The 24290-nt window shown below is 56.1% G+C and carries 20 protein-coding genes and 2 pseudogenes; 9 read left to right on the top strand and 13 right to left on the bottom strand.

What is annotated here, in order from left to right; genetic code table 11:
• Positions 1 to 320 precede the first annotated feature (320 nt).
• Complete coding sequence (locus C2L64_RS48440; RefSeq protein WP_103154280.1) at positions 321 to 698, top strand: Ltp family lipoprotein; 378 nt, start codon at positions 321 to 323, stop codon at positions 696 to 698.
• Between the two features lie 1767 nt (positions 699 to 2465).
• Here the strand turns inward: C2L64_RS48440 and C2L64_RS48455 are convergent.
• From C2L64_RS48455 to C2L64_RS54675, 5 genes are all read right to left on the bottom strand, one after another.
• On the bottom strand, positions 2466 to 3278 hold the full coding sequence (locus tag C2L64_RS48455) for an IS5 family transposase (protein ID WP_103154283.1): 813 nt from the start codon (positions 3276 to 3278) through the stop codon (positions 2466 to 2468).
• A gap of 242 nt (positions 3279 to 3520) precedes the next feature.
• A complete protein-coding gene (locus C2L64_RS48460; protein ID WP_103154284.1) occupies positions 3521 to 3961 on the bottom strand; it encodes a TIR domain-containing protein in 441 nt (146 codons plus the stop codon).
• A 9-nt stretch (positions 3962 to 3970) separates the two neighbouring features.
• Positions 3971 to 5401 (bottom strand): SIR2 family protein, encoded by a 1431-nt coding sequence (locus tag C2L64_RS48465; RefSeq protein ID WP_103154285.1) that lies wholly within the window; start codon positions 5399 to 5401, stop codon positions 3971 to 3973.
• A 324-nt stretch (positions 5402 to 5725) separates the two neighbouring features.
• Complete coding sequence (locus tag C2L64_RS48470) at positions 5726 to 6328, bottom strand: TIR domain-containing protein (RefSeq protein WP_158660648.1); 603 nt, start codon at positions 6326 to 6328, stop codon at positions 5726 to 5728.
• A gap of 160 nt (positions 6329 to 6488) precedes the next feature.
• Positions 6489 to 6770, bottom strand: a complete 282-nt coding sequence (locus C2L64_RS54675) for a hypothetical protein (protein ID WP_086909509.1) — start codon at positions 6768 to 6770, stop codon at positions 6489 to 6491.
• A 652-nt stretch (positions 6771 to 7422) separates the two neighbouring features.
• Between C2L64_RS54675 and C2L64_RS48485 the strand changes: the two genes are divergently transcribed.
• From C2L64_RS48485 to C2L64_RS48500, 4 genes are all read left to right on the top strand, one after another.
• Positions 7423 to 7635, top strand: coding sequence for a hypothetical protein (locus C2L64_RS48485; RefSeq protein WP_103154288.1), 213 nt, complete (start codon positions 7423 to 7425; stop codon positions 7633 to 7635).
• A gap of 386 nt (positions 7636 to 8021) precedes the next feature.
• A complete protein-coding gene (locus C2L64_RS48490) occupies positions 8022 to 9851 on the top strand; it encodes a UvrD-helicase domain-containing protein (RefSeq protein WP_103154289.1) in 1830 nt (609 codons plus the stop codon).
• Positions 9852 to 10217: 366 nt separating this feature from the next.
• Positions 10218 to 11150 carry an oxygen-dependent coproporphyrinogen oxidase gene (gene hemF / locus C2L64_RS48495; RefSeq protein WP_103154290.1) on the top strand — a complete coding sequence of 311 codons (933 nt, stop codon included), beginning with the start codon at positions 10218 to 10220 and terminating at the stop codon, positions 11148 to 11150.
• A gap of 210 nt (positions 11151 to 11360) precedes the next feature.
• On the top strand, positions 11361 to 11615 hold the full coding sequence (locus C2L64_RS48500; RefSeq protein WP_244212283.1) for a nucleotidyl transferase family protein: 255 nt from the start codon (positions 11361 to 11363) through the stop codon (positions 11613 to 11615).
• A 97-nt stretch (positions 11616 to 11712) separates the two neighbouring features.
• Here the strand turns inward: C2L64_RS48500 and C2L64_RS48505 are convergent, their stop codons facing one another.
• The 8 genes and pseudogenes from C2L64_RS48505 to catA all read right to left on the bottom strand — a co-directional run bounded on the left by C2L64_RS48505 (position 11713) and on the right by catA (position 20571).
• Positions 11713 to 12570, bottom strand: coding sequence for an EAL domain-containing protein (locus C2L64_RS48505; protein ID WP_158660649.1), 858 nt, complete (start codon positions 12568 to 12570; stop codon positions 11713 to 11715).
• A 963-nt stretch (positions 12571 to 13533) separates the two neighbouring features.
• Positions 13534 to 14697 (bottom strand): methyl-accepting chemotaxis protein, encoded by a 1164-nt coding sequence (locus tag C2L64_RS48510; protein ID WP_244212284.1) that lies wholly within the window; start codon positions 14695 to 14697, stop codon positions 13534 to 13536.
• Positions 14698 to 15412: 715 nt separating this feature from the next.
• Positions 15413 to 15811, bottom strand: a complete 399-nt coding sequence (locus C2L64_RS48515; protein ID WP_103154292.1) for a RidA family protein — start codon at positions 15809 to 15811, stop codon at positions 15413 to 15415.
• 33 nt (positions 15812 to 15844) lie between these two features.
• Positions 15845 to 16621 (bottom strand): benzoate diol dehydrogenase BenD, encoded by a 777-nt coding sequence (benD, locus tag C2L64_RS54680; protein WP_103154293.1) that lies wholly within the window; start codon positions 16619 to 16621, stop codon positions 15845 to 15847.
• A pseudogene (benC, locus tag C2L64_RS54685) lies at positions 16618 to 17641 on the bottom strand (benzoate 1,2-dioxygenase electron transfer component BenC). The gene benD and the pseudogene benC overlap by 4 nt, the downstream one beginning before the upstream one ends.
• 38 nt (positions 17642 to 17679) lie before the next feature.
• Positions 17680 to 18168 (bottom strand): benzoate 1,2-dioxygenase small subunit, encoded by a 489-nt coding sequence (benB, locus tag C2L64_RS48530; protein ID WP_103154294.1) that lies wholly within the window; start codon positions 18166 to 18168, stop codon positions 17680 to 17682.
• Positions 18165 to 19524, bottom strand: a pseudogene (locus tag C2L64_RS48535) (Rieske 2Fe-2S domain-containing protein). Before C2L64_RS48535 ends, benB begins: the two are co-directional and overlap by 4 nt.
• A 111-nt stretch (positions 19525 to 19635) precedes the next feature.
• Entirely contained in the window at positions 19636 to 20571 is a 936-nt protein-coding gene (catA, locus tag C2L64_RS48540) for a catechol 1,2-dioxygenase (protein WP_103154296.1), read from the bottom strand.
• A 174-nt stretch (positions 20572 to 20745) separates the two neighbouring features.
• Between catA and C2L64_RS48545 the strand changes: the two genes are divergently transcribed.
• From C2L64_RS48545 to C2L64_RS48560, 4 genes are all read left to right on the top strand, one after another.
• The gene (locus tag C2L64_RS48545; protein ID WP_103154297.1) at positions 20746 to 21675 is read left to right on the top strand and encodes a LysR family transcriptional regulator; all 930 of its coding nucleotides are present in this window, start codon (positions 20746 to 20748) and stop codon (positions 21673 to 21675) included.
• Positions 21660 to 21938 carry a muconolactone Delta-isomerase gene (catC, locus tag C2L64_RS48550; RefSeq protein ID WP_103154298.1) on the top strand — a complete coding sequence of 93 codons (279 nt, stop codon included), beginning with the start codon at positions 21660 to 21662 and terminating at the stop codon, positions 21936 to 21938. The genes C2L64_RS48545 and catC overlap by 16 nt, the downstream gene beginning before the upstream one ends.
• 17 nt (positions 21939 to 21955) lie before the next feature.
• Positions 21956 to 23158 (top strand): benzoate/H(+) symporter BenE family transporter, encoded by a 1203-nt coding sequence (locus C2L64_RS48555; RefSeq protein ID WP_103154299.1) that lies wholly within the window; start codon positions 21956 to 21958, stop codon positions 23156 to 23158.
• A gap of 428 nt (positions 23159 to 23586) precedes the next feature.
• Positions 23587 to 24123 (top strand): redoxin domain-containing protein, encoded by a 537-nt coding sequence (locus C2L64_RS48560; protein WP_086909102.1) that lies wholly within the window; start codon positions 23587 to 23589, stop codon positions 24121 to 24123.
• The last annotated feature ends 167 nt before the right edge of the window (positions 24124 to 24290 follow it).

The raw sequence follows: 24290 nt of genomic DNA on the forward strand, positions 1-24290 counted from the left end.
TTGCTTCTGCAAGACGGCGACGTCCCGCCGCGAGAATGTTGACTGCCGCATTGATGTCGCGATGGTGATACGCGCCATTCCGGACAGGCCCATTCTCTTATTCCAAGACCTTGGACTGTTTGCGACGCACCGCATATTCATCGCCGATAGTCTGGACGGTTTGAGAGTACCGCCTACTTAGGCATCGACCTCTAAGTTAAGGTAAGCTCGCCTCGCCTCGCACACAATACTCTTCTCATTGCAGGGCGCATCGCTCGTGTACCGTGAGGCAAGGGCTTCGCGGGCGCCAGACGCACCGCATAGGTTCCGGAGATACTTCAATGGATTTTTTTAAGGTTGCCATGACTGCCGTTTTGTTTGTTTCTGCACCCACATGGGCCGGGGACCTGACAGGGCCTCAGAATAACGCCGTTAGATCAGCAAAGCAGTATCTCAGTATGCAAGGGTTCTCACGGAACGGACTTATTCGGCAACTCTCATCGGAGGCAGGCGATGGTTACACGGTTGCCGATGCTACGGTAGCGGTGGACAGCCTCAACGTTGATTGGAACCAGCAGGCGGTGAAGTCTGCCAAGCAGTACCTCAGCATACAAGGCTTCTCGTGCAAAGGCCTCATTCGTCAACTTTCCTCAAACGCCGGAGATCGATACACCGTAAGCCAAGCAACCTACGGGGCAAGACAGGCGGACGCTTGCTAAAAGCTCTCCAGGGGCCTTACGCGATTCCTGGCGTTTGTAAAAAAGAAGCTTTCAGTTCGCGATACCTCAGCGATAAGGACAATTACATCGCGAGGATTTTCCCGACCCCGTTAATTCTGGATTCCGATCCCCTTCAGGCCCAGGTCGGTGCCGACCGACCGTTCAATCTCGCCGGTCGCAGGCTTCGGTGTCTTCTCGCGGCGGCGAACGTCAACTTCCGTACAACCGAATGCAAACAACAACCGGGAGCGGCCCTCCGATGCGTAGTCGTGCAATGGCCCTCTCGAATCTACCACGGCAATTCGTGGCGTTAAGCTGCAAAGCGAATGCGTTAGTACGTGCATGATGTCAGTTACAGTAAGCCTGATTGAACCGCACCCTAGACATGTCGTCGCTCTGGAAGTTTTCGTCTCCCGTGCTGAGCAGATCGTGAGGATCGAAAAGCCCGAGACGGCACCGACAATGTTCACGACCCATACCGCACTGCACAAAACTGTCGATTCCCGCGCGTCGTTCGAGGTCGCTGCGTACACCGCGCAGGTTCGCATCAGACACGGTCTAACAGACTTTCGAGATCGCACGGTCGACGGGGATTCCTGCGTCCGTACGTTCAGGATGGTTTGCGCGCCCGCGATACGAATCCTCACGTGTGAGAATGCCGCGCTGCGTCCCTCTCAGCGCGATTGCGACGCGCATGGGATCGACGTGCATAGCGGGCGCTTGAGCGTCAGGTCGCCTCGCGGATAGGAGCCCGCTATCTGCTGCGAAAGCTGCACCGAGGTATCCAAAAGTATGAGCGCTGTATGCCCACGTAAGATTGCACTGAACCGTTCGTACAATGGTTTTCTTTGGGTCGGCGGCCTACCATGATCTCACGGATCTATACGATCCCGTTAGACTGCAGTTATACGACGTGCGTGGGAAGAGCATTCGTTCGTGTGCCGACCAAGAGTTGTATTGGCGGACTTTGAACCGCATGGGTACGATCGGATTTGGCGGGAACGACCGGCGTCTTCTACGCACGATAGAAAAAACCGCTGACCAGGTGGCTCTCGGCGGAAGGAAGGGAGGCTGTCCATGAAAAGGCGCAAGATTTTCACCCTGCTGTGTCCGTGCGGTCACCGCGGCTTTATTGTGGAAAGCAGGGATAACACAGTAATGCCACAGTGGCATTTCAATTTCCTCTGCGGTCTTTCTCATGTGGGAGAATACGAAGGACTTGATCCGCTGTTCGCGGATGCCACACCTGCGTGCCTTTCCTGTGGACAATCATTGGGACCGGAGCACATCGTGGCGCGAATAGACGAGCCCGTCACGGAAGAGCAGTCGGAGAGTACACGCAGTTTCTAGCGCAATGGATACTTCGCTGGAAGCAAAAGTCCGGTGATCACATCGATCACGAATGCCGCAGGTGCTTGCCATGTACATCTATGCGATCCGTTATCGGGATGTCCACGTTGAAGGGAAACTAACAGGCAGCATCCCGCGCTTTTATTGACTTATACAGGCAAGGCCGAATCCTTTTCCTGCAGGAACTGGATAAGGTCGTGACGGCTTGGAGTGGTGTACATGCCGCAAAGACGAACGGCTGGAGTTGTCCGACCGCACTCATTCACAGAAGGCGCCCCAAAAGCTACGGTTGGAGATTTCAGGCAGCTTTACAGCAAGCCCACGTGCACTTGCCACAATCTGCCACTCACCCAAGCCGTACAGCGGCCACTCGAACGGCTGGTCTTCTCCAAAACGTGCGGGATACTCTAGAGGGTGTTAGGTACTTTGAAGGGCTGGAACCACATGCACAAGCATAAGCATGGCGAAGACTACAAAATGAAGTCCGGCAAGCGTTTCGGGCAGACGTTCGTAATCCCGTGCAAGACGGCGGAAGCGGTTGAGCCAGCCGAAACTGCGCTCGACCACCCATCGACGGGGCAACAGCACAAAGCCTTTTTTTGCTTCGTCCAGCTTGACCACCTGCAGCTCAATGCCTTGATCACGTGCTGCCTGTGCAGGCTCTTCACCGGTATAGCCCTGATCCGCAAACGCCACCTTGACGGTTTCTCCCGTGACCTGCTGCACCTGACGTGCAAGTTCGGCCACCTGCGCACGCTCCTGTTCATTGGCCGGCGTCACATGCACCGCCAGCAACTGTCCCAGGGTATCCACCGCAATATGAACCTTGCTGCCGCGTTTGCGTTTGTAGCCGTCGTAACCCGCGCGCGGCCCGCTCTCACAGGTGGACTGCAACGTGCGCCCATCGAGGATGACCGCGCTGGGTTGTCCCTGACGCCCTTGCGCCACACGAATGATCGACCTCATGTCACTGACGATGTCCTCAAAGCAGCCCGCGCGAAGCCAGCGCTGGGTTTGCTGGTAGACCAGTTCCCAGGGTGGAAAGTTGTTGGGCAGCAGACGCCACGGCGCGCCAGCGCGCACAATCCAGCGCAGCGCGTTAAACATCTCGCGAAGCTCGTACTTTCTTTGCGGCGCATCTTTTTCCATCAACGTCAGATACGGTGCAACGAAGCACCATTCTTCGTCTGACACATCGGTTGGATATGGTTTGCGTCTTTCTCTTGTCATTCCTCCAGGATACCAGGTTCTACAAAAAGTGCCTAACACCCTATAGGCGTACTTGTCGGCCATTGCCGACGTTGGGGAGGGCTGGGTTCTACGTCGGCAAGGTGGCAGATTGCTGACGCTGCCGGCGTCGAGCAGCCGAGCGGTAGCTTCCTGCATCAGCGAACTCACGCTCCCAAGCCACAATCTGACCGACCATAGTTGGCGCGAGCCGCGGAAACCGGCGACCCGAGCACAACTGCCGACTATTTGCCTGCGGCTACAGCTGCGTCCTCCACCCACTTACCGAGGTAATCCCTACCGTTGCCGTTGTTCCACAGGTAGTGGTTGTACCCCTTGACTCGCAGACTGCAGCACTCAGTGGTGTTCCCGTTCAGATCCTTGATCTTGCTGACATCGATGGTCAGGATTCCATTTCCCCGAGCGATACTCTGGTCAATCTCGTACGTGACCCATCGACTCTTGTTCGTATTCGCGCCGACCAGCACCACCGTGACTGTCGTTCCGTCGAGCTGCTTGTCAATCCATGCTTTGATGGCACTGTCACCCTTGCGCTCGACCTCTTCAAAGTCCGCCTTATCGATGAACCCCGACTTGATTGCACCCGTGATGACATTACTATTGCGCACATTCATGGCGCGCTGGACATCGTCATACTTGAAGCTGAAGAAGACTTTTCTTGCCATTTTTTGTCCCTAGACGATACTTAGAAGTTTCAACACAATTCCCGTGGCGGCGTCGAAATCTGTCTTGTCGTCGCCAAGAGCCTGCAAGAGCGGCAGTATTTGAGCGCCGTTTTGGTGCTTGGTTGGATCAAAAGCTGCCAGCACCTCTTCCCAAATCCTTAGGGTTATCGAGCCGGTAATACCGACAGGGATAACGAAGACACCTTGCTCGCGAGCAATGTCGAATTCCTCGCGCATTCCGTTCGACTCGACAACGGTATCGTCTTGCAATTTGTTTCCAAATAGGAAGATAGCGATGCCCGCATGGTCAATCATCCTATGGCGATACTCTCGCCACAGTTCTCGGAGCGGCCGAGTTCCAGACTGAGTCTGGGGAAACGGTCGTAGAACCAACCGCTCGCTGTCGAGGCGCCCTCCGTTCATGATGGTCTGCTCAAGGACGCCCGTGATGACCGCGCTGCCGACACCGAGACCAAACCCCGAGATGACCCGGAAGTCGGCATTGCTGATTTCGCGACTCAGGTTGTACACAAACTTCTCAGCCTCGGGCTGGGTCCACGGCGAGTAATCGTGTGCGGCTCCCGAGATAAAAATCGTTCGCCGTTTGTGCTTGTCCTCAACAGCTTTCAGGATAGTCGTTATATCAGCGTACTCGTCAACGTAGGTGGTTCGAATACCAACGCGCAACAGTTCTCCTTCGAACAGCTTCTCTTTCCGCTGCCTATACTCGAAATCAGCCTTGCTTTCACCCTCATTTTGGCTTACGCGCCGCAGAATGCAATGATGCTGTCGCTGGTCCTTTCCATACTGGATTCGGACACGGCTGAGGATGTATTCAAGATTCGGGTCGGTAAAACTGAACCCCAAGAACAGGAAGGTCTTTGATACTAAGTCGCCGCTCAATGCAGTAATGAACGGCTGCATTGCAAGGTGGTAGCGCTCGTAATCATCGCGAATCAGCACAGCTTCCGATGCGTGGTCGGCGTCACCGTGCATCTTGTAGACAATGGCGTCTCGGTGGCGACGCGTCGTCGCCAGCTGCTTGACCGTGTACTTAACGTCAGGAATTTTTCCGTTCGACTCAAGAGACGATTCGATAAGCTTGTCGTAATTTGTTGTCCAGAACGTATAAATCGGAAGCCTAGCAAGAATGCGATGATTCTCCGTCGGCGCGAGATCCGTAGAGAATTCCGTCACCAGAAGCTGGTTGAGCTTTGCTCGATTCGCGTGGTTGACGTTTGTGTGGTACTGCGCCAATGTGACAAGATCCCATTCTTTTTCCACATCAAGATCGAGGTCGTCTGCAATCGGCTTTAGCAAAGTTTTCCAATCGACGTATCCTGCCCCGCGGGAAAATCCCGCACCAGCGAATATTGCGAGGTTTCCTTCTTCGAGCTCTTTCGAAAGGGCCTCCACTAGCTTTATTTGTTCTCGATGCACATGTTCCCCTATTCGTTGCTTTTCTTTGCGCCGTGGTCGACACTCCGCTCACCGCGAAAATTAGACATGTTTCCGCGTTCCGACTCGAAAGCAAGTGTAACATTTGCCGCCTGAAAAATTGCGCCCCCAACCTGCCCCTCAAGCCTCTCTTTATGACAACCAGCGGGGAAGTTAGGAAAATATCCAATTCGCATGTGTATGATGCTGTCGGTCACGCAGTCCGAAGCCATTTTCGCGGCACTGAATGTTGTGAGCCGATCGGCACAATAGTGACCAACGTGCTGCACAGCCACGTAGCCACGCGGATGCAATCCGTTCGATCTTTTAACCCAACAGCTTCTTGAGGTTTTCCCAGTTCCATGCGTACAGCCGACCGGCATTCGGAACCGCGGTGTAGTCACCGTCCTTATAGCCGATGACCTGCACAATCTTGACGCCCGCTACACGCGCCATCGCCACTTCCTTGAGAACGCCTTGCGCTTTGTGCGTCTTGGGTCCAACCATAACAACGACGATGTCGGCCCGGCTAATTGCCGCACGCGCCTTATTTTCCCAGTCGTGCTCAGGAGCTGCCTCCCTTAAAGAGTGGTCGATGACCTCGAACGGAGAGTCCTGCAGCTTAGCCTGTCCAAGAACAAAGTCTTTTAGCACCCGATCGTTGTCAAAGTCGAAACTCACGAATATGCGCGTCTTTGCCACGTTTTCCCTCTTGAGTAGGGTCCGGGCGAAGTGCGCTGCGATTCCGCCCAACAACAAGCCACCCACCCCGGGAGCGATGGTGTTCCCAAGCAAAGCGGCGCCCGCGCCAACGGCGATTGCCCCGCTTGCCGATAAATCAGAATGATGGATCCTACAGAAGTCGCTTTCTGCCAACGGCTGATTGAGGCAGCGACGTCCGGATTTGGTCGTTGAGTTGCAGCGTCTCATTGTTCTTTTGCGCCAGCTTTTGTTGCGTATTGCAACTGATTGCAATAACCCGGAAATGATGTAGATCGACCTCCCGTGATGCGGCCTTGGGAGCCCTATTTTGCGACTCTAGCACGATTTTTGTTTGAATCAGACGGGGAGACGTGTTCTCGCAGATATCTTATTGCGGGCAAATGTTGCCCGTGCACGACGGGCGACTGGGACCAACTCGAATGATCGCAGACAGGCGGCGTTGTTCGCCACGGGCCATACGACCCACGAGCAACCTATAGCAGCCTTTGCCCAGCATTCGGCCAATGTCAGCAATGGCCGACGGTTTGACCTTCAGCGAAAGTTCGTTGACGAAATTCCACACAAAGTTCACCTCGCGTGCAAGCTCGCGCAAGAGCGCGGCATGCTTGTCTTTCATTTTGAAGCGCAGTACGCGGGTCGAGAAGGTCATGGGCCGACACGGTCAATTCTTCCGTATAGGCACACCTTCAAATCCTTCGAAAAAATCGCGATATTGATGCTTCGCTGTCAACAACCGCCTTTTATCCCCGGCTTGTTAAGCTCGCTGAAGCTGCCTCAGGTCGCCGCGGATGTTGATAACGAACCGCCATGCAAGACCTTTTAAGAAACGCGAACATGACGGGTGGGGAAGAAGAAGGAAAAGCGTTACGCAGTAACGATCATGCCGATTCCACGCCAAGGGTTTACGCCAGTTAAAAAAGAACTCCCTACGACGCAGACTTTGCTCGCCGTTTCGATTCAAAAGTAAATCGAGGGATCAAATGAAAATAAACGGGGCGGTCATCAAGGAACAGGGGATCACATTCGCCATTGTGATCGTTAAGGCGTCCGCTCTTCAGACGGCAATGAGCGCGACCGAGGCTCGGAAAGCTTTCCAGCCACTCTTTCCAAGACTGCCGCTTGTGCTTGCGGCACAAGACTCCCGCGGTAGATTCGAGTATCAGGGTCGAAATGATCTGGTTCGATTCCTTGCGTCAATAGACGCGGATCGTATTCCTTGGAAGGAATACACCATCTTTTTATAACCTTCATTGATGGCCACAATCTGCGAATAAGTACACCGCTTTTAGAAGGAAACATATATGGCAAAAATCGGGGACATCTTCAAACCAGGTGATACAGTGCCTCATTCAGGAATCTACACCGTCACGCACGACAATCAACACACGCAGGCGCATGACGTCACTTGCGTGTATGGGAAGAGATTTCCACCGTGCAAGGGCTGCGGCGCGCATCCGCGCTTCAAACTCAAGTACGTCGCTCAGCACATCGAAAGCAATGACTTCTTCAAGTAGTGGATAGCAGCCCCGGAAGCACTTTGCTTCAGGCAGTTTCCACTATCTGGTCGCTGCAAAAAAGACACAATAGAGATCTCCGCAAGAAATTCGTTACGGCGTAACGAATACACCAAGTAGCCCCGATATCTGCAGACCGACTGGCCGGACCGCATCAGAAGCGCATACCGGCGGGCGCTCTCCCATCGCGACCGTCACGCCTCGCTACCGTTTCAAGTCGTGCACCGCCGTATCATGCGGTGCACGTCCAAAATGCACTGCGTAATATACGTGCTCTCATAAGGTCATTCCCGGTACCGTCGATAACGAGGCGAAAATTAAAGCTCAGGTTGAACTTCTCCTGATGCACGAAGAAAAAGCGGGCGAGATTCTCGAGGCGAACGTTAATGCATCTTACTAAAGGCCAACGGGATGTCATGCGTGCCGACGGCCATCTGCTGGTGGTTGGCGGTCCAGGATCAGGCAAGACAACTGTTTCGATCCTGAAAGCCGCAAAGGTCGCCGGGAGCGAACTGGCGGCAGGACAGAAGATCCTGTTTGTCAGTTTTTCGCGGGCATCTCTCGTGCGCGTTGAAGAGGCCATCGAACGCCAACAGAAGATGGCTATGGAAGAGAAGCGTCGCCTCGACTTCGAGACGTACCCTTCATTCTTCTGGCGTATTCTGAAGACTCACGGGCATCTCATCGGCCTACCAAGACGAATCGGTGTTCTCACTCCACCTGCAGAAGCCATTGCGCTCGCAGACATCCGTGCGCGGTTTCCGGGAAGAAAGCTGACAGATGGACAAATAGAGGCGAAGCGCCTCGCTGAAGAGCGAGAGCGCGCACGTCTGGCAATAGACGAAGGACGCGTCTGCTTTGATCTGTTTGCAACGTATGCCGGTGACATCCTGTGTGGGAGCGAACGCGTGTCTCGCCTCGTAGCCGACATGTACCCTGTCGTCATCCTTGCTGAATTCCAGGACACAAACAGTGCCCAATGGCGGGTAGTACGGGCGCTCGGCCGGCATTCCCGACTCATAGCACTTGGCGATCCCGCGCAGCGAATCTACGACTGGATCGGCGCGGGTTCGGGCCGCCTTGATCAATTCCGGAAAGTCTTTAATCCAGTTAATGTCGACCTGCTGTCCGATAATCATCGCAGCAGTGGTACGGAAATCGGTACGTATGGTGACGACCTCCTGACCGGGAGAATCTGCCAGAAAATCTACGAAGGCGTCACGGTCCGGTATTTCGAGCCGTACATGGCTCCGGCTATCGCAATGCTCGTAGCGGCTACCTTCGCCGCGCGGCAGCGCCTTGTAAACCGAGGAACCACGGAATGGTCACTGGCAATTCTGGTTCCCACAAACAAGATGACGCAGCTTGTCTCAGATGCTCTGCGTCTGCCTGCGGCTGGGATGCCCGAGATCTCGCACACCGCGGTAGTCGAGATGGAAGCCGCCATTCTTGCGGCAGACGTCATCGCGCTACTGATGCAGCCTGCTTCAAGTCCCCGTCACTTTGCACGGTTTGTCGATCTACTTAGCCACTATTACCTCGGTAAAGGAGGTGACGAGCCGCGACACGAATCCCTCAATGAAGCCGCACGCTTACGCAAGGGATATGAGGAACTGTTTGTCGCGCAGGCTAGCGGCAAGATGATTCGCAAGAACAGCATCATCGTTAACGTTCTGGCAGTGTATGACCAGGTTCGTTCGTTGAAACTGACGGGTGACCCTGACGCTGACTGGCGTGCGATCAGACGCGTGCTAGAGGGAGGCGCGTGTAAGCGCCTGCGTGAAGTGGCCGAAGACGTAAGGGGTATTAGCCTACTCCAGCATGGCACCCAGTTGCATCAGACCCTTTCGCAAGACTGGAGGAACAATGGCGGATACTGTAACGCCCTCGATATCGCGAGGGAGGCCTTCATTCGACAGCATTTCTCAACTGACGCGAAATCCGAGTCGGGTATCATCGTAATGAACATGGACAAGGCAAAGGGAAAGCAGTTCGACGAAGTGATCATCTTCGAAGGATGGCCGGTGAGCCGTAGGGGACTGCCGCCCTTCAATGGCGACAGAATTGTGCGCCTCAATTTACGAGAAAACATTGATGAGCTGGCCCGTCAGTCGCTCCGCATCAGCGTCACGCGCGCGAAGCGCCAGGTAACGATTCTGACGCCGCGAACCGATCCTTGCGTGCTGCTTGCGAGCGGATCCATGAGCCGAATCTGAAGCATTTTGAGGCGTTCGAGGACTGGCACACGGGACGATAGACGTCGGTTTCTGGCTTGCAAGGCGCACCGGTTCTACTGACCAAAAGAGGGGCGCGCGCTGCATCCCAATCACTTTAGCGCCCGCCCGCCAGTATCCGGGGCACCGTGAGAATACTTCGAATGCATATTGTTGGTAGTTGGAGAAGGCGGCCGTAGGTCTGCTGGTACTGCCCTTGGGAGCCTATGCGCCCCTGCCCGCCCAAGGCTACACTTGGGTCAGCCGGCAGACTTTTTTGCCGCGAACCGCACACGCACACATAACGTCAATCCCTCTCCTTAAGTCTCGACCGCGCTGGCATTCAGCACTTGCCGCGCCCCACATATCATGACCGATTCGATTCACGACGCTCACGACATCCAGACTGTCCGCACCTGGCTGCAAGACTTTCAGACAAGGATCGCCGACGCGCTGGGTGGGTTTGACGGCACGCCGCTCGCCACCGACAGTTGGCACCGCGCGCCCGACGAGAACCTGCGCGGCGGCGGCTGCACGCGCATTCTGGAAGATGGTGCGTTCTTCGAACGCGCGGGCATTGGCTTCTCGGACGTACAAGGCGACGCGCTGCCCGGCTCGGCGAGCGCGCTGCGTCCGCAACTGGCAGGGCGCGGCTTCGAAGCGATGGGCGTGTCGCTCGTGTTGCATCCGCGCAACCCGTACTGTCCGACCGTTCACATGAACGTGCGCCTCCTGGTCGCGACGAAAGCGGGCGAAGCGCCCGTGTTCTGGTTCGGCGGCGGCATGGATCTGACGCCCTACTACGGGTTCGAGGAAGACGCGTGGCATTTCCACCGGGTCTGCCGCGACGCGCTGCAACCGTACGGCGACGACCTCTACCCGCGCTTCAAGCGCTGGTGCGACGACTACTTCTTCCTGAAGCATCGCAATGAGCCGCGCGGCATCGGCGGGATTTTCTTCGACGATTTCTCGGAGCCCGGCTTCGACAAATCGTTCGCGATGGTCAAGAGCGTTGGCGACGCGTTCCTGAATGCGTATCTGCCCATCATCGAGAAACGCCGCGACATGCCGTACGGCCAACCCGAGCGCGACTTCCAGGCGTACCGGCGCGGCCGTTACGTCGAATTCAACCTCGTGTTCGACCGTGGCACACTGTTCGGGCTGCAAAGCGGGGGACGTACGGAATCGATCCTGATGTCGATGCCGCCTGTCGTGAAATGGCGCTACGACTGGCAGCCCGAGCCGGGTACACCGGAAGCGCGCCTATACAGCGACTTTCTCGTGCCGCGTGAGTGGGTCTGACGCGCTCCGTCGCGCTACCCTCGCTCCAAGCGCCAGGGAAAAGGACCACAACTGAATGCGAACCGCTCAATCCGTCGCTCTGAAACGGGCATTGCGCCGCCGCGTCGGCATACTCGACGGCACACACTCGATCTGACCGAACTCGTGCTGATGCCAGCCCATCAGCCGTGGCGGAAAGCACATGTGCCGGCGGCCGCGTACCGGCGCGTCATGACCCGCGCAACCGCCGCGTCGCTGACGCTGCTGGACGTGACACTTGGCGAGCGCGGCGGAAAAGAAACGTCGATCTCCCTGCTGATCGGCGCGGCCCAGCCAGTTCGGCTCGACACCTGGCGCGACAGGCAACAACTGTTCGACTACGCGCATATCGCGGCGACGAAGCGTCCCAGTCTCGACTTCACGGCCGTGACGCCAAGCAGTAATCGAGGCGATTCCGCAGCGGTCGGCGGACACGAACATGAGTGATGGGCTGAGAACCGCGTTGGCAGCCCTGTTGTGCAGACAACGCGCATAACGAGCGCTTCACGCGATCCCTTCCGTTCGGAGTGCCGCCTTCTCAGCGTTAGCGCAACTTCCAGCGTTTTTTCTTTCTCATCCGCAGCGACTGCCCGCCAGCCGCCAAAAAAGTTAACAGAAGGCTAAGGGGCATCGTTCGCGCGTAAAAATAGCCCTGAGCCAGGTCCACGCCCGACTGACTGGCCGCCTCATGATGTTTCACACTTTCAACGCCCTCGGCAATTACCGTCGCTCCCGAAGGACGAACCGCGCGGACCAATGCATTCAGGCGCTGCCGACGCTCTTCCTCGTCGAGCGTCATGATGCGCCGGTCGAATTTAACCTGCTCGAACCCAAAAAATTCAAGCAATAACGGATCCGGCGGAGCGTCGTCAATATCGGTAAGCGCAAACCGCACGCGCCTTGCTCTTAGCGCGGCGACTGTTCCCTGAACGTCGATCGTCGGCGCCGCGCCACGGTGCTGTGACATGTTTAGCACCAGTCGGGGAAGGATCGCCTTTGCAGAGCGGGTGACATCCGACGCGAAGCCTCGGCTTTCGACATGATCCGAGTAAACATTTACGCCGATGTAAAGCGCACTGTCTGCCGTCGGCTCTGCGAGCTCCCGCGCCACTGTAGACAGCACGAAGCGGGTAAGCCGCGCGATCAATCGAGTTTTCTCAAGGATCCGCATGTAGTAGGCAGGTCCCTTGAGGCCATGCTCTGCATTCGTCCATCGGAGCATCGCCTCAACGCCGACGCATTTACCGTCGTGCAGGCTCATCACCGGTTGATACTCCAGGCGAAACTCCCCTCTTCTCAAGCCAGCCTCAGCTGCGCGGACGAGCCGAGCCTCAGGTGCGAGGCGTCGCTTGTAGAAAACCCAAATGCCCAAGCTGAACAAGCCGACCAATGCCAGCCACAAGACTATCCACAACGCGAACCAAGGTGATAGATGAACGTCCTGGCCCGGGTTTCCTTTCGAGACCGGAAGAGTCGGGTGCAATTCGCTTTCCGATATCTCGAGCGCCCTCTGCGTTTCATTGCCGGTTGGCGGAGCCATATCACAAGGATGAGATGTGCTGCATCCAGCAGTATCCGGCAGATCGATACTGTCCGAGGGTTCGGTGGCTGCAGGTGCGCGAATATTCGTATCAGGCGCGGCGAATGGGGACCAGCGGACACCACTTGCTGCTCTCGAGAGATCGGAGGGAGCGGCGGTCCGGTCAGGCAGCCGGAAGAAAGATTGGACCGCCGGCGCAAAGCATCCCACCCGTGGCGCCACCGCTACCGACTCTAGTGGCCCCTCCAACGTTGCAGACGGCGTCACTGATGCGGCAGGAGATGTGCATGCAACGGAAAATCGAAACGACTCAACAGCGACGTGATCTGGGCCACTAGAGACCGCCCGTATAACGTCGTCCCGGGACTGCTGACCGGAGACGGTGGTCACCGCTGGCTTCACGGATTTCGCCAATGTTAGCAAGGACACAACAAGCACCAATGCCGCGGCATGGATTGAGTATCGCGCGACCGAACGATGACGACCGCTCAACAAATGCCCTCCTTCCACGGAATGTTATGGGATTTCACTGCTCCCGAGGTGCTGACTGATCCAGATGTTATGTTACTTATGAATTAGATTGCTTACTGACTAGATTCACGAACTGTTACTGCCTAACACTTCGTGACGATTCTGCATAACGGCGCACACATATGAAAACAGGTGCGTAGCAGAGCCGTCAGAAGCACGTTCTTCGCCAGCCACGTTATCGATGCTGTGATGTGTTTCAGTCACGTGGCATTCGTGCTAGACGACACCCGGTGGATTCTGATCGCCTCGAAGATCACGAAGACCTGAGAACTGGATCTGGTCGTTGGCTGAGAGCTAGCTCTTGATTACATCCGCTACAACATGCGTTGTATTGGAAAGCTTGAACGCTGCAACAGCAACCTTTAGTTTGGCCGCCTGTTCCTCAAGCGACTGAGCTGTCGCCGCCGCCTGCTCGACGAGTGCAGCATTCTGTTGAGTCATATGATCCATCTGATTGACAGCCTGGTTGACCTGAACGATGCCATGACTCTGCTCTTCCGACGCACCAGCAATTTCGCCGACGATTTCCGAAACACGCCTAATCGCATCTCGGATGCCACCCATCGCGGTGCTTACTTCGATCGCCTGTTGCGACCCGTCCTGAATCGTGGCGACGGATGACGCAATAAGCTCCTTGATTTCTTTTGCCGCAGACGCAGATCGTTGAGCCAGACTTCGGACCTCACTAGCTACGACCGCGAAACCCCGCCCTTGTTCACCGGCGCGAGCAGCTTCGACAGCCGCATTAAGCGCAAGAATGTTTGTCTGGAATGCAATCCCTTCAATCACGCCAGTAATTTCGGAAATTTTATTCGAGCTACCGTTGATTCGCTCAATGGTCGCAACCATCGCTTCTACGATATCACCACCCGACCCAGCGATTTCAGTGGCGTCTACAGCCAGTGCACTCGCCTGGCGGGCATTATCCGCGTTTTGCTTCACCGTCTCGGTCAGCTGCGTCATACTCGCCGCGGTCTCCTCCAATGAGGCCGCTTGTTGTTCAGTCCGTGAAGATAGGTCCAGATTGCCCGTTGCGATTTCTCGCGTCGAGATAGTGACGGATTCGGCCGACACATGTACTGCGGACATAGTCTCCTCTACGCGACGCATTAACTTATCGAATGCGACGGCCGCGCGACCAAATTCGTCCATTCGGGGACTTGACGATCGCTTTGACAGATCGAGAGTTGTTGCGATTTCCTCGAATTTTCCACCCATGCGGTTAAGCCCGACGCATACGATTCGGTGCAGATGCGCGCCGCAGTAGATCGCGACAGCGCAACCTGCTAACGCCACTCCAATCAGGCCGATCAGAGAGAATCGGTATGACTGAGGCGCGCTCGCCTCCAGGCGGAACAGAGCGGTTGTCGCCCCTGCTCCGATGACGAGCATCAGTGTTGTCCAAATGCCAAACGCAAGCATTAACTTGAGCCTGATTGTGAAGACGAATTTCTGCACTTCGTATCCTTTCTTATTTACGACGCGACCGCGTGGAGAATATTCGCACCAGACGTGAGGCTTCGACGGGGCTAATTTTATTCAAATCGCTGGTGCTGACCGCATTTTCCTGCACTGTCAGCGTTTAGCGCGCTTTGGTTGGTATTGACGCGACGAGTCTTACCGTAGGAATTTGCGCCGTCGCCCTTCAAATTACGGCAGCGGTTCTATGCATCCTTATACGCGTTTACCCCTGAATCGATCCGACTGTTCTGATTGGTAAAGCGCCACTAATTCTTAGACCATGTCCACAGGCGCGGCGCTACGGGAAGTTAGTTGATAGACCTAAAGCCGCAACTCGAAGGCCGCGTTGCAGTGCTGTGGAACGTTGACGTTAGTACGCGCGCGAATTTTCCCTATAACCATGATTCGTCGCAGCCGTTGCGTTACTGTCTAACACTTCCTATGGCGGCGCTTCCTGCCTGTGCAAACCGACCGAAATATCGCGATCGCATCACGCGCGATCGCATTGCGCCGACATGACGACTGGAGCAGACTCATTCAGCAACACGCATGGGTGTGCACCGCCAACCTGTGAGCGGATCGCCCGGATGGCGCGCGCGTCGGGCAACGCTAGACCCCTCGCACGAGGCAACTGATTAGACGCAGTCGCGGATTGCATACGGACTGGTATCTGATGCTGCCGCTCCTTATTTAGGGGACGCGGCAGCGCGGGCTACTCAGGCAATACCGCCACCGCCTTGATCTCAACGATATAGCCCGGTGTGCCGCCCAACATATGCGCGCCGACGGCCGTCCAGGCCGGTAGCGGATGCGCTGTTAGATATCGGTCGCGCACCTGCATAAACAGCGGCAAGTCACGCATGTCCGTATGAAAAGAGGTTATCTCAACCACGTCGTTCATCGATGCACCTGCTGCCGACAGTACAAGCTTGAGATTCTCGAACGCCTGCACTGTCTGGGCTTCACGGCCTTCGACGAGTTGCATGTCGGCGTCGCGACCAATCTGGCCGGACACATAAATGGTGTTGCCAGCCTTGAGCGCAGGTGCGTAGCGAATCTTCTCGTACACTGCCTCCATTCCCTCAGGGACAATGGCTTTTCGTTCGTTCACAGAATGGGTCTCCTATATGTGAATATTAATACGTCAGCCGTTATCACCACCTGCGACCGGCAGGACCGCGCCAGTGATGTAGCTTGCTTCATCGGATGCGAGGAATAAAATGGGAGCGACCTGTTCGTCGACTGTGCCGTAACGCTTGAAGAAGGCAGATTCGGTCACCTGCTTTACTGCTTCACTCATCCAGACCTTCTCCTTTTCGTTGTCGCCAGCGGCATTGCGTGGGACACGTCGCGGCGGCGCCTCCGTCCCGCCCGGCGCGGCTGCCACTACGCGGATGCCGTGTTCCGCATACTCCATCGCCAGTGACTGCGTCAGCGCATTCACACCGCCCTTAGCTGCAGAATACGGCACCCGACGGATCCCGCGCGTGGCATTCGATGAGACGTTGACAATAGTTCCACCTCCGCGCCTGAGCAAGTGCGGAAGTACGGCATGGCATGCATACAGCGTCGGCATTAGGGAGCGGCGGATTTCGGCATCAATCTGCGCTGGTTCGAACTCGCCGAACGGGCGCATACGAATTGCACCGCCTACGCCGTTAACCAGGATATCGATGCCGCCAAACGTGCGCGAGGCGAACGCCATCGCAGACGCCGCTCCTTCGTATGTCTCGAGGTCAGCCACGAACCCTGCCGCTTCCGCTCCTTTCGCCTCCTCAGCAACTTCACAGACGAAGTCTGCGCGGTCGACAAGCACCACTCTGGCTCCCTCAGCAGCGGCACGAAGTGCCACACTGCGACAGATGCCTTGCGCGGCGCCGGTAATCACCATGACTTTGCCTGCAAAACGATGGTTGTTCATACGGTTCTCGGTGCCACGTTGGGGGTGAACTTCTCGTAACGGATACTGACCGGCTTCACTCCGGTATCGTTCGAAATGCTTGCGCACCGCGTCGACCATCGGCGGTGGACCACACAGATACACGTCGACTTCACCATCGTTCAGCGTTTCGGCCGGCATGTGTTGCGTGACCCAGCCCTTGCGCGGATGATTCGAGTTGGCGTCTGCGACGACCGTGCTGTATGTGAAATTCGGCAACTTTCCCGTGTAAGCCTCAATCGTTTCGACCTGCACGAGGTCGAGATCCCGGGTCACGCCGTAAATGAGGTGAACTTTCTGCTGCGAATTTGCGCGCGCCAGCACTTCAAGCATCGACAGGAATGGCGCCAGCCCAGTACCACCAGCGAGGAACAGCAGCGGCCGCTCCACCGTGCGCAGATAAAAGCTTCCCAGCGGTCCGGTCAGCGCCACCTCGTTGCCGGGTTGTGCCGATTCGAGCCACGTGCTCATCACGCCACCCGGAATCTTCTTGATCAGGAAGCTGATCTTCGACTCGCCGGGCGCCGACGAGAACGAGTACGAGCGATGCTGGCCGCTGCCGGGAACATCGATGTTGACGTACTGGCCAGCCAGGAACATGGGGGAACCAGCAACCACGTCCAGTTCGAGCACGACGGCGGCGTCGTTGTGCTGCTCGACTTTCGTTATCTTCGCGGCGAACTTGCTCTGCTCGGTCTTGCACGCCGTCGACGAAGCAGGCACCGCGATGACACAGTCGCTCTCGGGCACCATCTGACAGGTCAGGACGAACCCACTTCCCTTTTCGTCGTCAGTCAGCGCATCTTCAATGTAGTCGTCGCCCAGATCATAGCTGCCGCTCTCGGCGCGGCACTTGCAGGTGCCACATACTCCGTCGGAGCAGTCCATCGGCAAATTAATCTTGGCGCGAAACGCCGCATCGAGCACCTTCTCGCCCGCCTTGCATTCGACGAAGCGCGTTACTCCGTCTTCAAAGTTCAGCGCAATGTTGTAGCTGGACATACTGCCTCCTACTTACTGTCTCTTGCAGGTCGATCACATCAGACGTGGTACACGTCGAGCACCTGGCGGATATAGTCGTTCTTCAGCACAATCTTCTTGCTCGAAATAAGCAAGCGGTCGTCGACCTTTCGGAAGGTGACATAGATCGTGCCGAAAAACTGATCGGTAATCCTGTATCGGTGGCTAAAGGTGTTGAAGTTGTATCGAACGTCTACTTCGTTCTCACGCTCAGCCAGCACTTCCACGTTGGTCACGCTATGGCTGGTACGCGGCTCGGGCATCGAAGCCCCACTGCGCTCCGTCTTGATGCGGAACACACGGTCTTCCAGTCCACCACGGTCCGGGTAATACATCAGCGAAATCTGGCTCTGGTGATCATCTGTGAGCTTGTCATCGTCATCCCATGCCGGCATCCAGTAGGTGACGTCCTCGGTATAGCAGGCAAGCCATTCGTCCCATTGCCGGTCATCGAGAAACCTCGCTTCGCGGTAAAGGGCTGCGCGGATTTTTTGATAGTCGAAGCTCATGCCAGTGCCTCCGTTTGTTCCTTCTGAAGAGCAGCCCGCATTGCCTGCACCCAGTATTCGTGCTGGACCACGAAGAGCCCTTCGTCCTCGCTGCGCTCACCCGAGATGAGTGGTTTGAGGCCCATACTTTTTGCGTTCTCGTCAGCCCCGCGAATCCACAACGGCGCACCACGCGAAAGGTCGTTCCACATCGTCGTCGTACCGGCGTAACCAGCCTGACATGCACGGAACTCTTCAAGGTCGTCGCTAGTGCCCATACCGGATACGTTGAAGAAGTCTTCGTATTGGCGAATACGAATAGCACGGTCCGCCGCGCTTTCGCCCTTCGGCGCAAAGCAGAAGATACTAACTTCGGTCTTGTCGACGCTGATTGGCCGGACCACGCGAATCTGTGTGCTGAACTGGTCCATCAGGAACACGTTCGGATAGAGGCACAGGTTCCGTGTCTGATTGACAATAAAATCCGCTTTCACTTCACCGACGCGTGCCTTGATTTCGTCGCGATGCTGATAGACTGGGCGTACTTCCGGGTTCATCGTCTTGGTCCACAGCAGGATGTGGCCGTGTTCAAAGCCGTACACGCCGGCTACCGACTTGCTCCAACTGTTCGCATCCACCGCCTTGGTGCCTTCGACCTTGCGGCGGCCCATGGTCGCAGCATAGTTCCAGTGCAGGGTGCTGACGTGGTAACCGTCGCATCCGTTCTCCATTTGCATCTTCCAGTTGCCGTCGTAGATGTACGAGGAATTGCCACGCAACACTTCCAGGCCGTTCGGAGCCTGGTCGACGATCTGGTCGATGATGACCTTCGTCTCGCCGAGATAATCCTCCAGAGCAATCGAATCGGCGTTCAGACTGCCGAACAGGAATCCACGATAGCTTTCGAAGCGAGCTACCTTTCGCAGGTCATGCGAGCCATCCGTGTTGAATTGAATCGGATACTGGGTCGTCTTCCCGTCCTTCACCTTCAGCAGTTTCCCGCTGTTGGCGAAGCTCCAGCCGTGGAACGGACAGGTGAAGGTGCCTTGATTGCCGTGCTTGCGTCGGCACAACATTGCACCTTTGTGTGCGCACGCGTTGATCACGGCGTGCAGCTCTCCCGTCTTGTCGCGCGTGACGACCACCGGCTGGCGTCCGATCCACGTCGTATAGTAATCGTTGTTATTGGGAATCTGACTTTCGTGCGCGAGGTACACCCAATTGCTCTCGAAGATGTGCTTCATCTCGAGATTATAAAGGTCGGGGTTGGTAAAGATGTCACGGCGGCACCGGAAAACACCATTCTCCTGGTCGTCTTGTACGGCGCTCTGCAGCAGCTCATCCAGTCTGTCTCGCTTTATCGGTAATGGCTGACATATTAGTTATCCTATGTGCTTTCTGTGATTAACGCACGGCGCACACGCATTGAGTGGAATATTTCGGAATGAAGTAGGCGCCAGCGGTTAGAGACGGCCGCTGGGCGGGTGACTATGCCGTGACCGATACACGCGGGCGAGGAACAATCTGGTTGTCCTCGCCCTCGACGAGCTCAGTCAACTCAATGTTGAATACAATTTCCTTATAGGCGTCAGCTTTAAGCCCCAAACCGATGCCCCCGGTTTTCTCGACCACGTGAGGAACAAGTTCCTCGCGAGTTGCATAGGCGAAGTCGTCCCAAATCAAGGGATCGCCTTCGATATTGATCTGAGTCGTGAGTTTTCGTTTGTTCTCCGATGTGACGAAGAAATGGACATGAGCCGGCCGGTTGCCATGACGGGCGAGCGCGTTCAGGAGCTGCTGCGTGGCGCCATGCGGCGGACAACCATAACCTACGGGCATGAGGGTACGGAATTCATATTTACCGTCAGCGTCCGTCTTGACCCCACCACGAAGATTGAAATCGCTTTGAGCGCCGGTCGGATCAAAATGCGAATAGAAACCCTTGGAGTTTGCGTGCCAGCATTCGACGACGGCATTTACCACGGGCTTGTCGTCCGGGCCGGTGACAATGCCACGGATGACAAGCGGGCCTGCGTCTTCGTCGCTATCGATGTCAATCCTCGATACGCCTTTCAGCACCGGAGCGCCGGCGACATACAAAGGACCTTCAATGGTACGCGGCGTGCCACCGTGAATGTCGGCTTCGCGGTCCGCGGCATCCATGCGGATATCAAGATACTTTTCAAGACCCAAGCCAGCAGCGAGTAGCGCCGCTTCCCCGTCCTGTCCAAGCTTGTTGAAATACGTGACGCCAGCCCAAATCTCGTCGGGAGTCATGTCGAGGTCGTCGATCGCCTTGAACAGGTCGCTCAGCAAGCGATGTGTAATCTGCTTGGTGCGAGCATTCCCATTATCGTTGCCGAGGTTTGCAGCGGCTTTCAAAAGCTCCTGCACTTCCTTCGAATTGAATACCTTAACGCTCATCTCTGCTCCTCAATCTCTCTGGCTTCTTTCGGGTTAACCCTTGTTTCTACCCCCGTCCGAATGCTCGTAAGGTATGAGTGCGTGTTGAAACAAAGCGCGAAGGCACGATAATTGACGTAAGAACACCCAGTCCAACACTGAATTAGTATTAGTCCATATCCAAGAGGTATTGAAATGGAGCTGCGACACATGCGCTACTTCGTAGCAGTTGCGGAAGAGCGCAATTTCACGCGCGCAGCCGAGCGACTGTGCATCGCGCAACCGCCACTGAGCCGGCAGATTCAGCAGCTTGAAGAAACGCTGGGAGTGCAGCTATTTGAGCGCAACTCTCGCCCGTTGAAGCTGACAAACTCAGGCAGGTTTTTCTATTCCCATGCGGTGCAATTACTAGCTCAGACGGCAGAGCTCGAATCAATGACGAGACGCGTTGGCAACATTGAGCGCAGTCTCTCACTCGGATTTGTAGGCTCGACCTTATATGGAATGCTCCCGAAGATCATCCGGCGTTTTCGCGACGAGAATACTACCGTCGAGCTAAGCCTCCATGAGATGACGACGATGGACCAGATTAGCGCGCTAAAGGACGGTCGCATCGACATCGGATTTGGTCGTATCCGGCACGAAGACGCAAACATCCGAGGGGTTGTGCTGCGCGAAGAAAGAATGATTGTTGCTCTTCCAGTCGGCCACCCCCTATCAGTCGGAAAGCCGGTACTCGCACTTCGAGACCTGATCAATGAGACGTTGATTATCTTTCCGAACGCGCCGCGCCCAAGTTACGCTGACCAGGTACTTTCGGCTTTTCAGGAACGCACCCTCAAGCCTGCCAGAATCTACGAAGTTCGCGAACTACAGATCGCACTAGGGCTAGTCGCAGCCGGCGAAGGAATATCTGTCGTTCCCAGCAGCGTGCATGGCCTCAAGCGTGACGATGTGGTCTACCGGGAACTGGATGACCCGACTCTTGTGTCACCAATCATTATGAGCATGCGCATGCTTGACGAGTCGACTGACATTCACGAAATGCTCGAGCTTATCTACCGGTTATATGAGGAGGAACGGATACCCTATATTTTCGGAGAATTATTGTGCTATCCCTCGTAAGAATGGACGTGCGCCTGCCGCACGATATGCCCGTCACACTGGCTGATCAAATCAAGGCTCGCGAGAAGGAATATTCGCAGGAGCTACAGCGGCAAGGGAAGTGGCAGCAATTGCATCGCATCGTCGGCGAGTATGCGAACTACAGCATCTTCGACGTCGACTCGCACGACGAACTGCATACCATCCTTTCCGGTCTGCCGTTGTTTCCCTACATGGCGATGCAGGTGACCGCGCTGGCACGTCATCCGTCCTCCATTCGCTGATGCTACGAACGGGATCCATGAGAGACACGATTAGTACTGCGGTGCCCACCGCCACGAAAGAGAGATGGTCGATATCGGCAGTTACCGCGGGACTGCTTGCCGTCATCATTTCCTACGCCGGCCCGCTTGCAATATTCTTTCAGGCGGCGCGAGCGGCACATGTCGGCAACGACGTCGTCGCATCGTGGGTCTGGTCGATTTCGATTGGTGCCGCAGTCTCTGGAATCGCACTAAGCTGGTGGCTGAAGCAGCCAATCATCACGGCGTGGTCCGCCCCCGGGACCGCGCTGCTTGTTGCGCTGTTTCCGGACATACCCGTGAGCGACGCAATAGGCGCCTATATTGTCGCTGGTGCCTGCATTTTTGCGCTTGGCATGTCTGGATTCTTTGACGGGATAGTGAAGCGCATTCCGCAAGGGATTGCCTGTGGAATGATGGCGGGCATTCTCTTTCAGTTCGGCACCAACGTATTCAAATCGATCGCCGTCAATCCCTGGCTCGCTCTCGGGATGCTAGCGAGCTACCTGGTCTTCCGGCGATGGGCCGCGCGCTACTGCCTGATTCTGGTACTAGCTGTCGGCTGCGTTCTCGCTATGGCAATGGGCTTGACGCATCTCGAATCTGTCAGTTTTCACCTGACGCACCCAGTGTTCACCATGCCAACCTGGACCTGGCAGTCAACTGTCAGTCTGGCGGTCCCGCTGGTAATCGTGAGCTTGACCGGTCAATTCCTGCCTGGGTTCGCAATCCTGCGAGTATCGGGATATCAGACGCCGAGTCGCCCGGTGCTCGTCGGGACCAGCATGGCGTCGATTCTGGTCGCGTTCACCGGAGGCATAACGATTGTCATCGCAGCGATCACCGCGGCCTTGTGCACCGGACCGGAAGCGCATCGTGACCCGGAGCGCCGCTATGTCGCAGGTATCGCAAATGGACTCTTCTACCTCATTGGGGGCACATTCGCCGGGACGGTCGTCATGCTCTTTGCTGCCCTCCCTAATGCTTTCGTTGCCGTGCTCGCGGGACTTGCTTTGCTCGGTGCAATTGCGACGAACGTAGTCGGACTGGTGCAAGATGCAGCCCATCGCGAAGCGTCGTTCATCACGTTCATCGCAACAGCTTCCAACATGAGCTTTCTCGGCCTCGGTGCGGCGTTTTGGGGCATCGTTCTGGGCACGGCGGCTCATTTGATTTTGAAAAAGACAAGCCATCGCCGCTAGCCGAAGGCAGCGAAGGAAATCGGACGCAAACTCTTATCGACTGGCGGGACGGTGGCTGGTCCGAAGCGTGTCCGCGGAACCGCCAGCACTGTCCGGAGCTCGCGGTTTTTCGCTCCCGTTACGCAGTAACCACGCTTATGAGCGAGCACGAACCTCTCTCTCGATTGCTAGATAATTGTTCCGTTGGTGTGAGTGCTCTCTTTCGATAGGCGTACGGGTTTGATGTTCGCCCGGACCTGCTCTGTTCACTGGGCCAGCCAACGGTAGGTACCGTTGAGTCGCCGCGCGAATTTGGCGAGCGTATTTGCGGCCTTGCCACACGCCTGATCGCCCGTCTGGCGAATGCCAGGAGGGCTGACCACCGGGGCTTCGACGTTCAGGCCTTTGCGTAAGCACGCGCGAATTATCTGTAGGAAAGGAGCTGTGCCATGCTTGTCCCGCGTCGAACGGCACCCTCGCTTGTCGTTGATACCGTGAATCACGGTTCGTTCGATCTAGCCTCTCAGAAGCCTAGACGAATGACGTTGATTTATTTTTATCGAGGTTTCCACTGCAGGATTTGCGCAGCATATCTGCAGGAGTTGGAGCGCCTCACGCCGGCATTTGCTGAACGAGGCGTCACGACGATTGCCATCAGTTCTGATAGCAAGGCTCGCGCGAGAGGAATGCAGAAAAAGATTGCGGCTAATCATTTGCGCATCGGTTACGGACTTCCGCTGACCGAAGCCAGGAAATGGGGGCTCTTTATCTCGACGTCTCGCGGCGAGTCATCCATTGGAATCGAAGAGCTCGAGGTCTTCTTCGAGTCTGGCCTGTTTCTGGTGCGTGCCGACCGGACGATCTTTTATCTTTCCGTGCAGTCGATACCTTTCGTACGCCCTAATTTTGAGGAACTGCTGCACGCTCTCGATTTCGCGATCGAGCATGATTATCCGGCGCGAGGCGAGTACGTCGGCGTCTTGTGATCTCTGGAACGGGTTGTTAATGCCTTCGGACTTCTTTGAGACGAGCGTCTGACGCTAAAGCGAGTTCGATTTCCGCTTCACGGAAGAAAAACCGATGTGATCGCCGTTTTTTGCGATCGCGTCACCAGCAGGCAACACTGATGCATCTCGCTGCAGGCCAACCTCGT

The sequence above is a fragment of the Paraburkholderia hospita genome (assembly GCF_002902965.1).
GTDB classification, from domain to species: domain Bacteria; phylum Pseudomonadota; class Gammaproteobacteria; order Burkholderiales; family Burkholderiaceae; genus Paraburkholderia; species Paraburkholderia hospita.

Coding starts and splice junctions, on each gene's coding strand:
- C2L64_RS48440 (WP_103154280.1), top strand. CDS start 321: ATGGATTTTTTTAAGGTTGCCATGACTGCCGTTTTGTTTGTTTCTGCA.
- C2L64_RS48455 (WP_103154283.1), bottom strand. CDS start 3,278: ATGACAAGAGAAAGACGCAAACCATATCCAACCGATGTGTCAGACGAA.
- C2L64_RS48460 (WP_103154284.1), bottom strand. CDS start 3,961: ATGGCAAGAAAAGTCTTCTTCAGCTTCAAGTATGACGATGTCCAGCGC.
- C2L64_RS48470 (WP_158660648.1), bottom strand. CDS start 6,328: ATGAGACGCTGCAACTCAACGACCAAATCCGGACGTCGCTGCCTCAAT.
- C2L64_RS54675 (WP_086909509.1), bottom strand. CDS start 6,770: ATGACCTTCTCGACCCGCGTACTGCGCTTCAAAATGAAAGACAAGCAT.
- C2L64_RS48485 (WP_103154288.1), top strand. CDS start 7,423: ATGGCAAAAATCGGGGACATCTTCAAACCAGGTGATACAGTGCCTCAT.
- C2L64_RS48490 (WP_103154289.1), top strand. CDS start 8,022: ATGCATCTTACTAAAGGCCAACGGGATGTCATGCGTGCCGACGGCCAT.
- hemF (WP_103154290.1), top strand. CDS start 10,218: ATGACCGATTCGATTCACGACGCTCACGACATCCAGACTGTCCGCACC.
- C2L64_RS48500 (WP_244212283.1), top strand. CDS start 11,361: ATGACCCGCGCAACCGCCGCGTCGCTGACGCTGCTGGACGTGACACTT.
- benD (WP_103154293.1), bottom strand. CDS start 16,621: ATGAACAACCATCGTTTTGCAGGCAAAGTCATGGTGATTACCGGCGCC.
- benB (WP_103154294.1), bottom strand. CDS start 18,168: ATGAGCTTCGACTATCAAAAAATCCGCGCAGCCCTTTACCGCGAAGCG.
- catA (WP_103154296.1), bottom strand. CDS start 20,571: ATGAGCGTTAAGGTATTCAATTCGAAGGAAGTGCAGGAGCTTTTGAAA.
- C2L64_RS48545 (WP_103154297.1), top strand. CDS start 20,746: ATGGAGCTGCGACACATGCGCTACTTCGTAGCAGTTGCGGAAGAGCGC.
- C2L64_RS48555 (WP_103154299.1), top strand. CDS start 21,956: ATGAGAGACACGATTAGTACTGCGGTGCCCACCGCCACGAAAGAGAGA.
- C2L64_RS48560 (WP_086909102.1), top strand. CDS start 23,587: ATGCTTGTCCCGCGTCGAACGGCACCCTCGCTTGTCGTTGATACCGTG.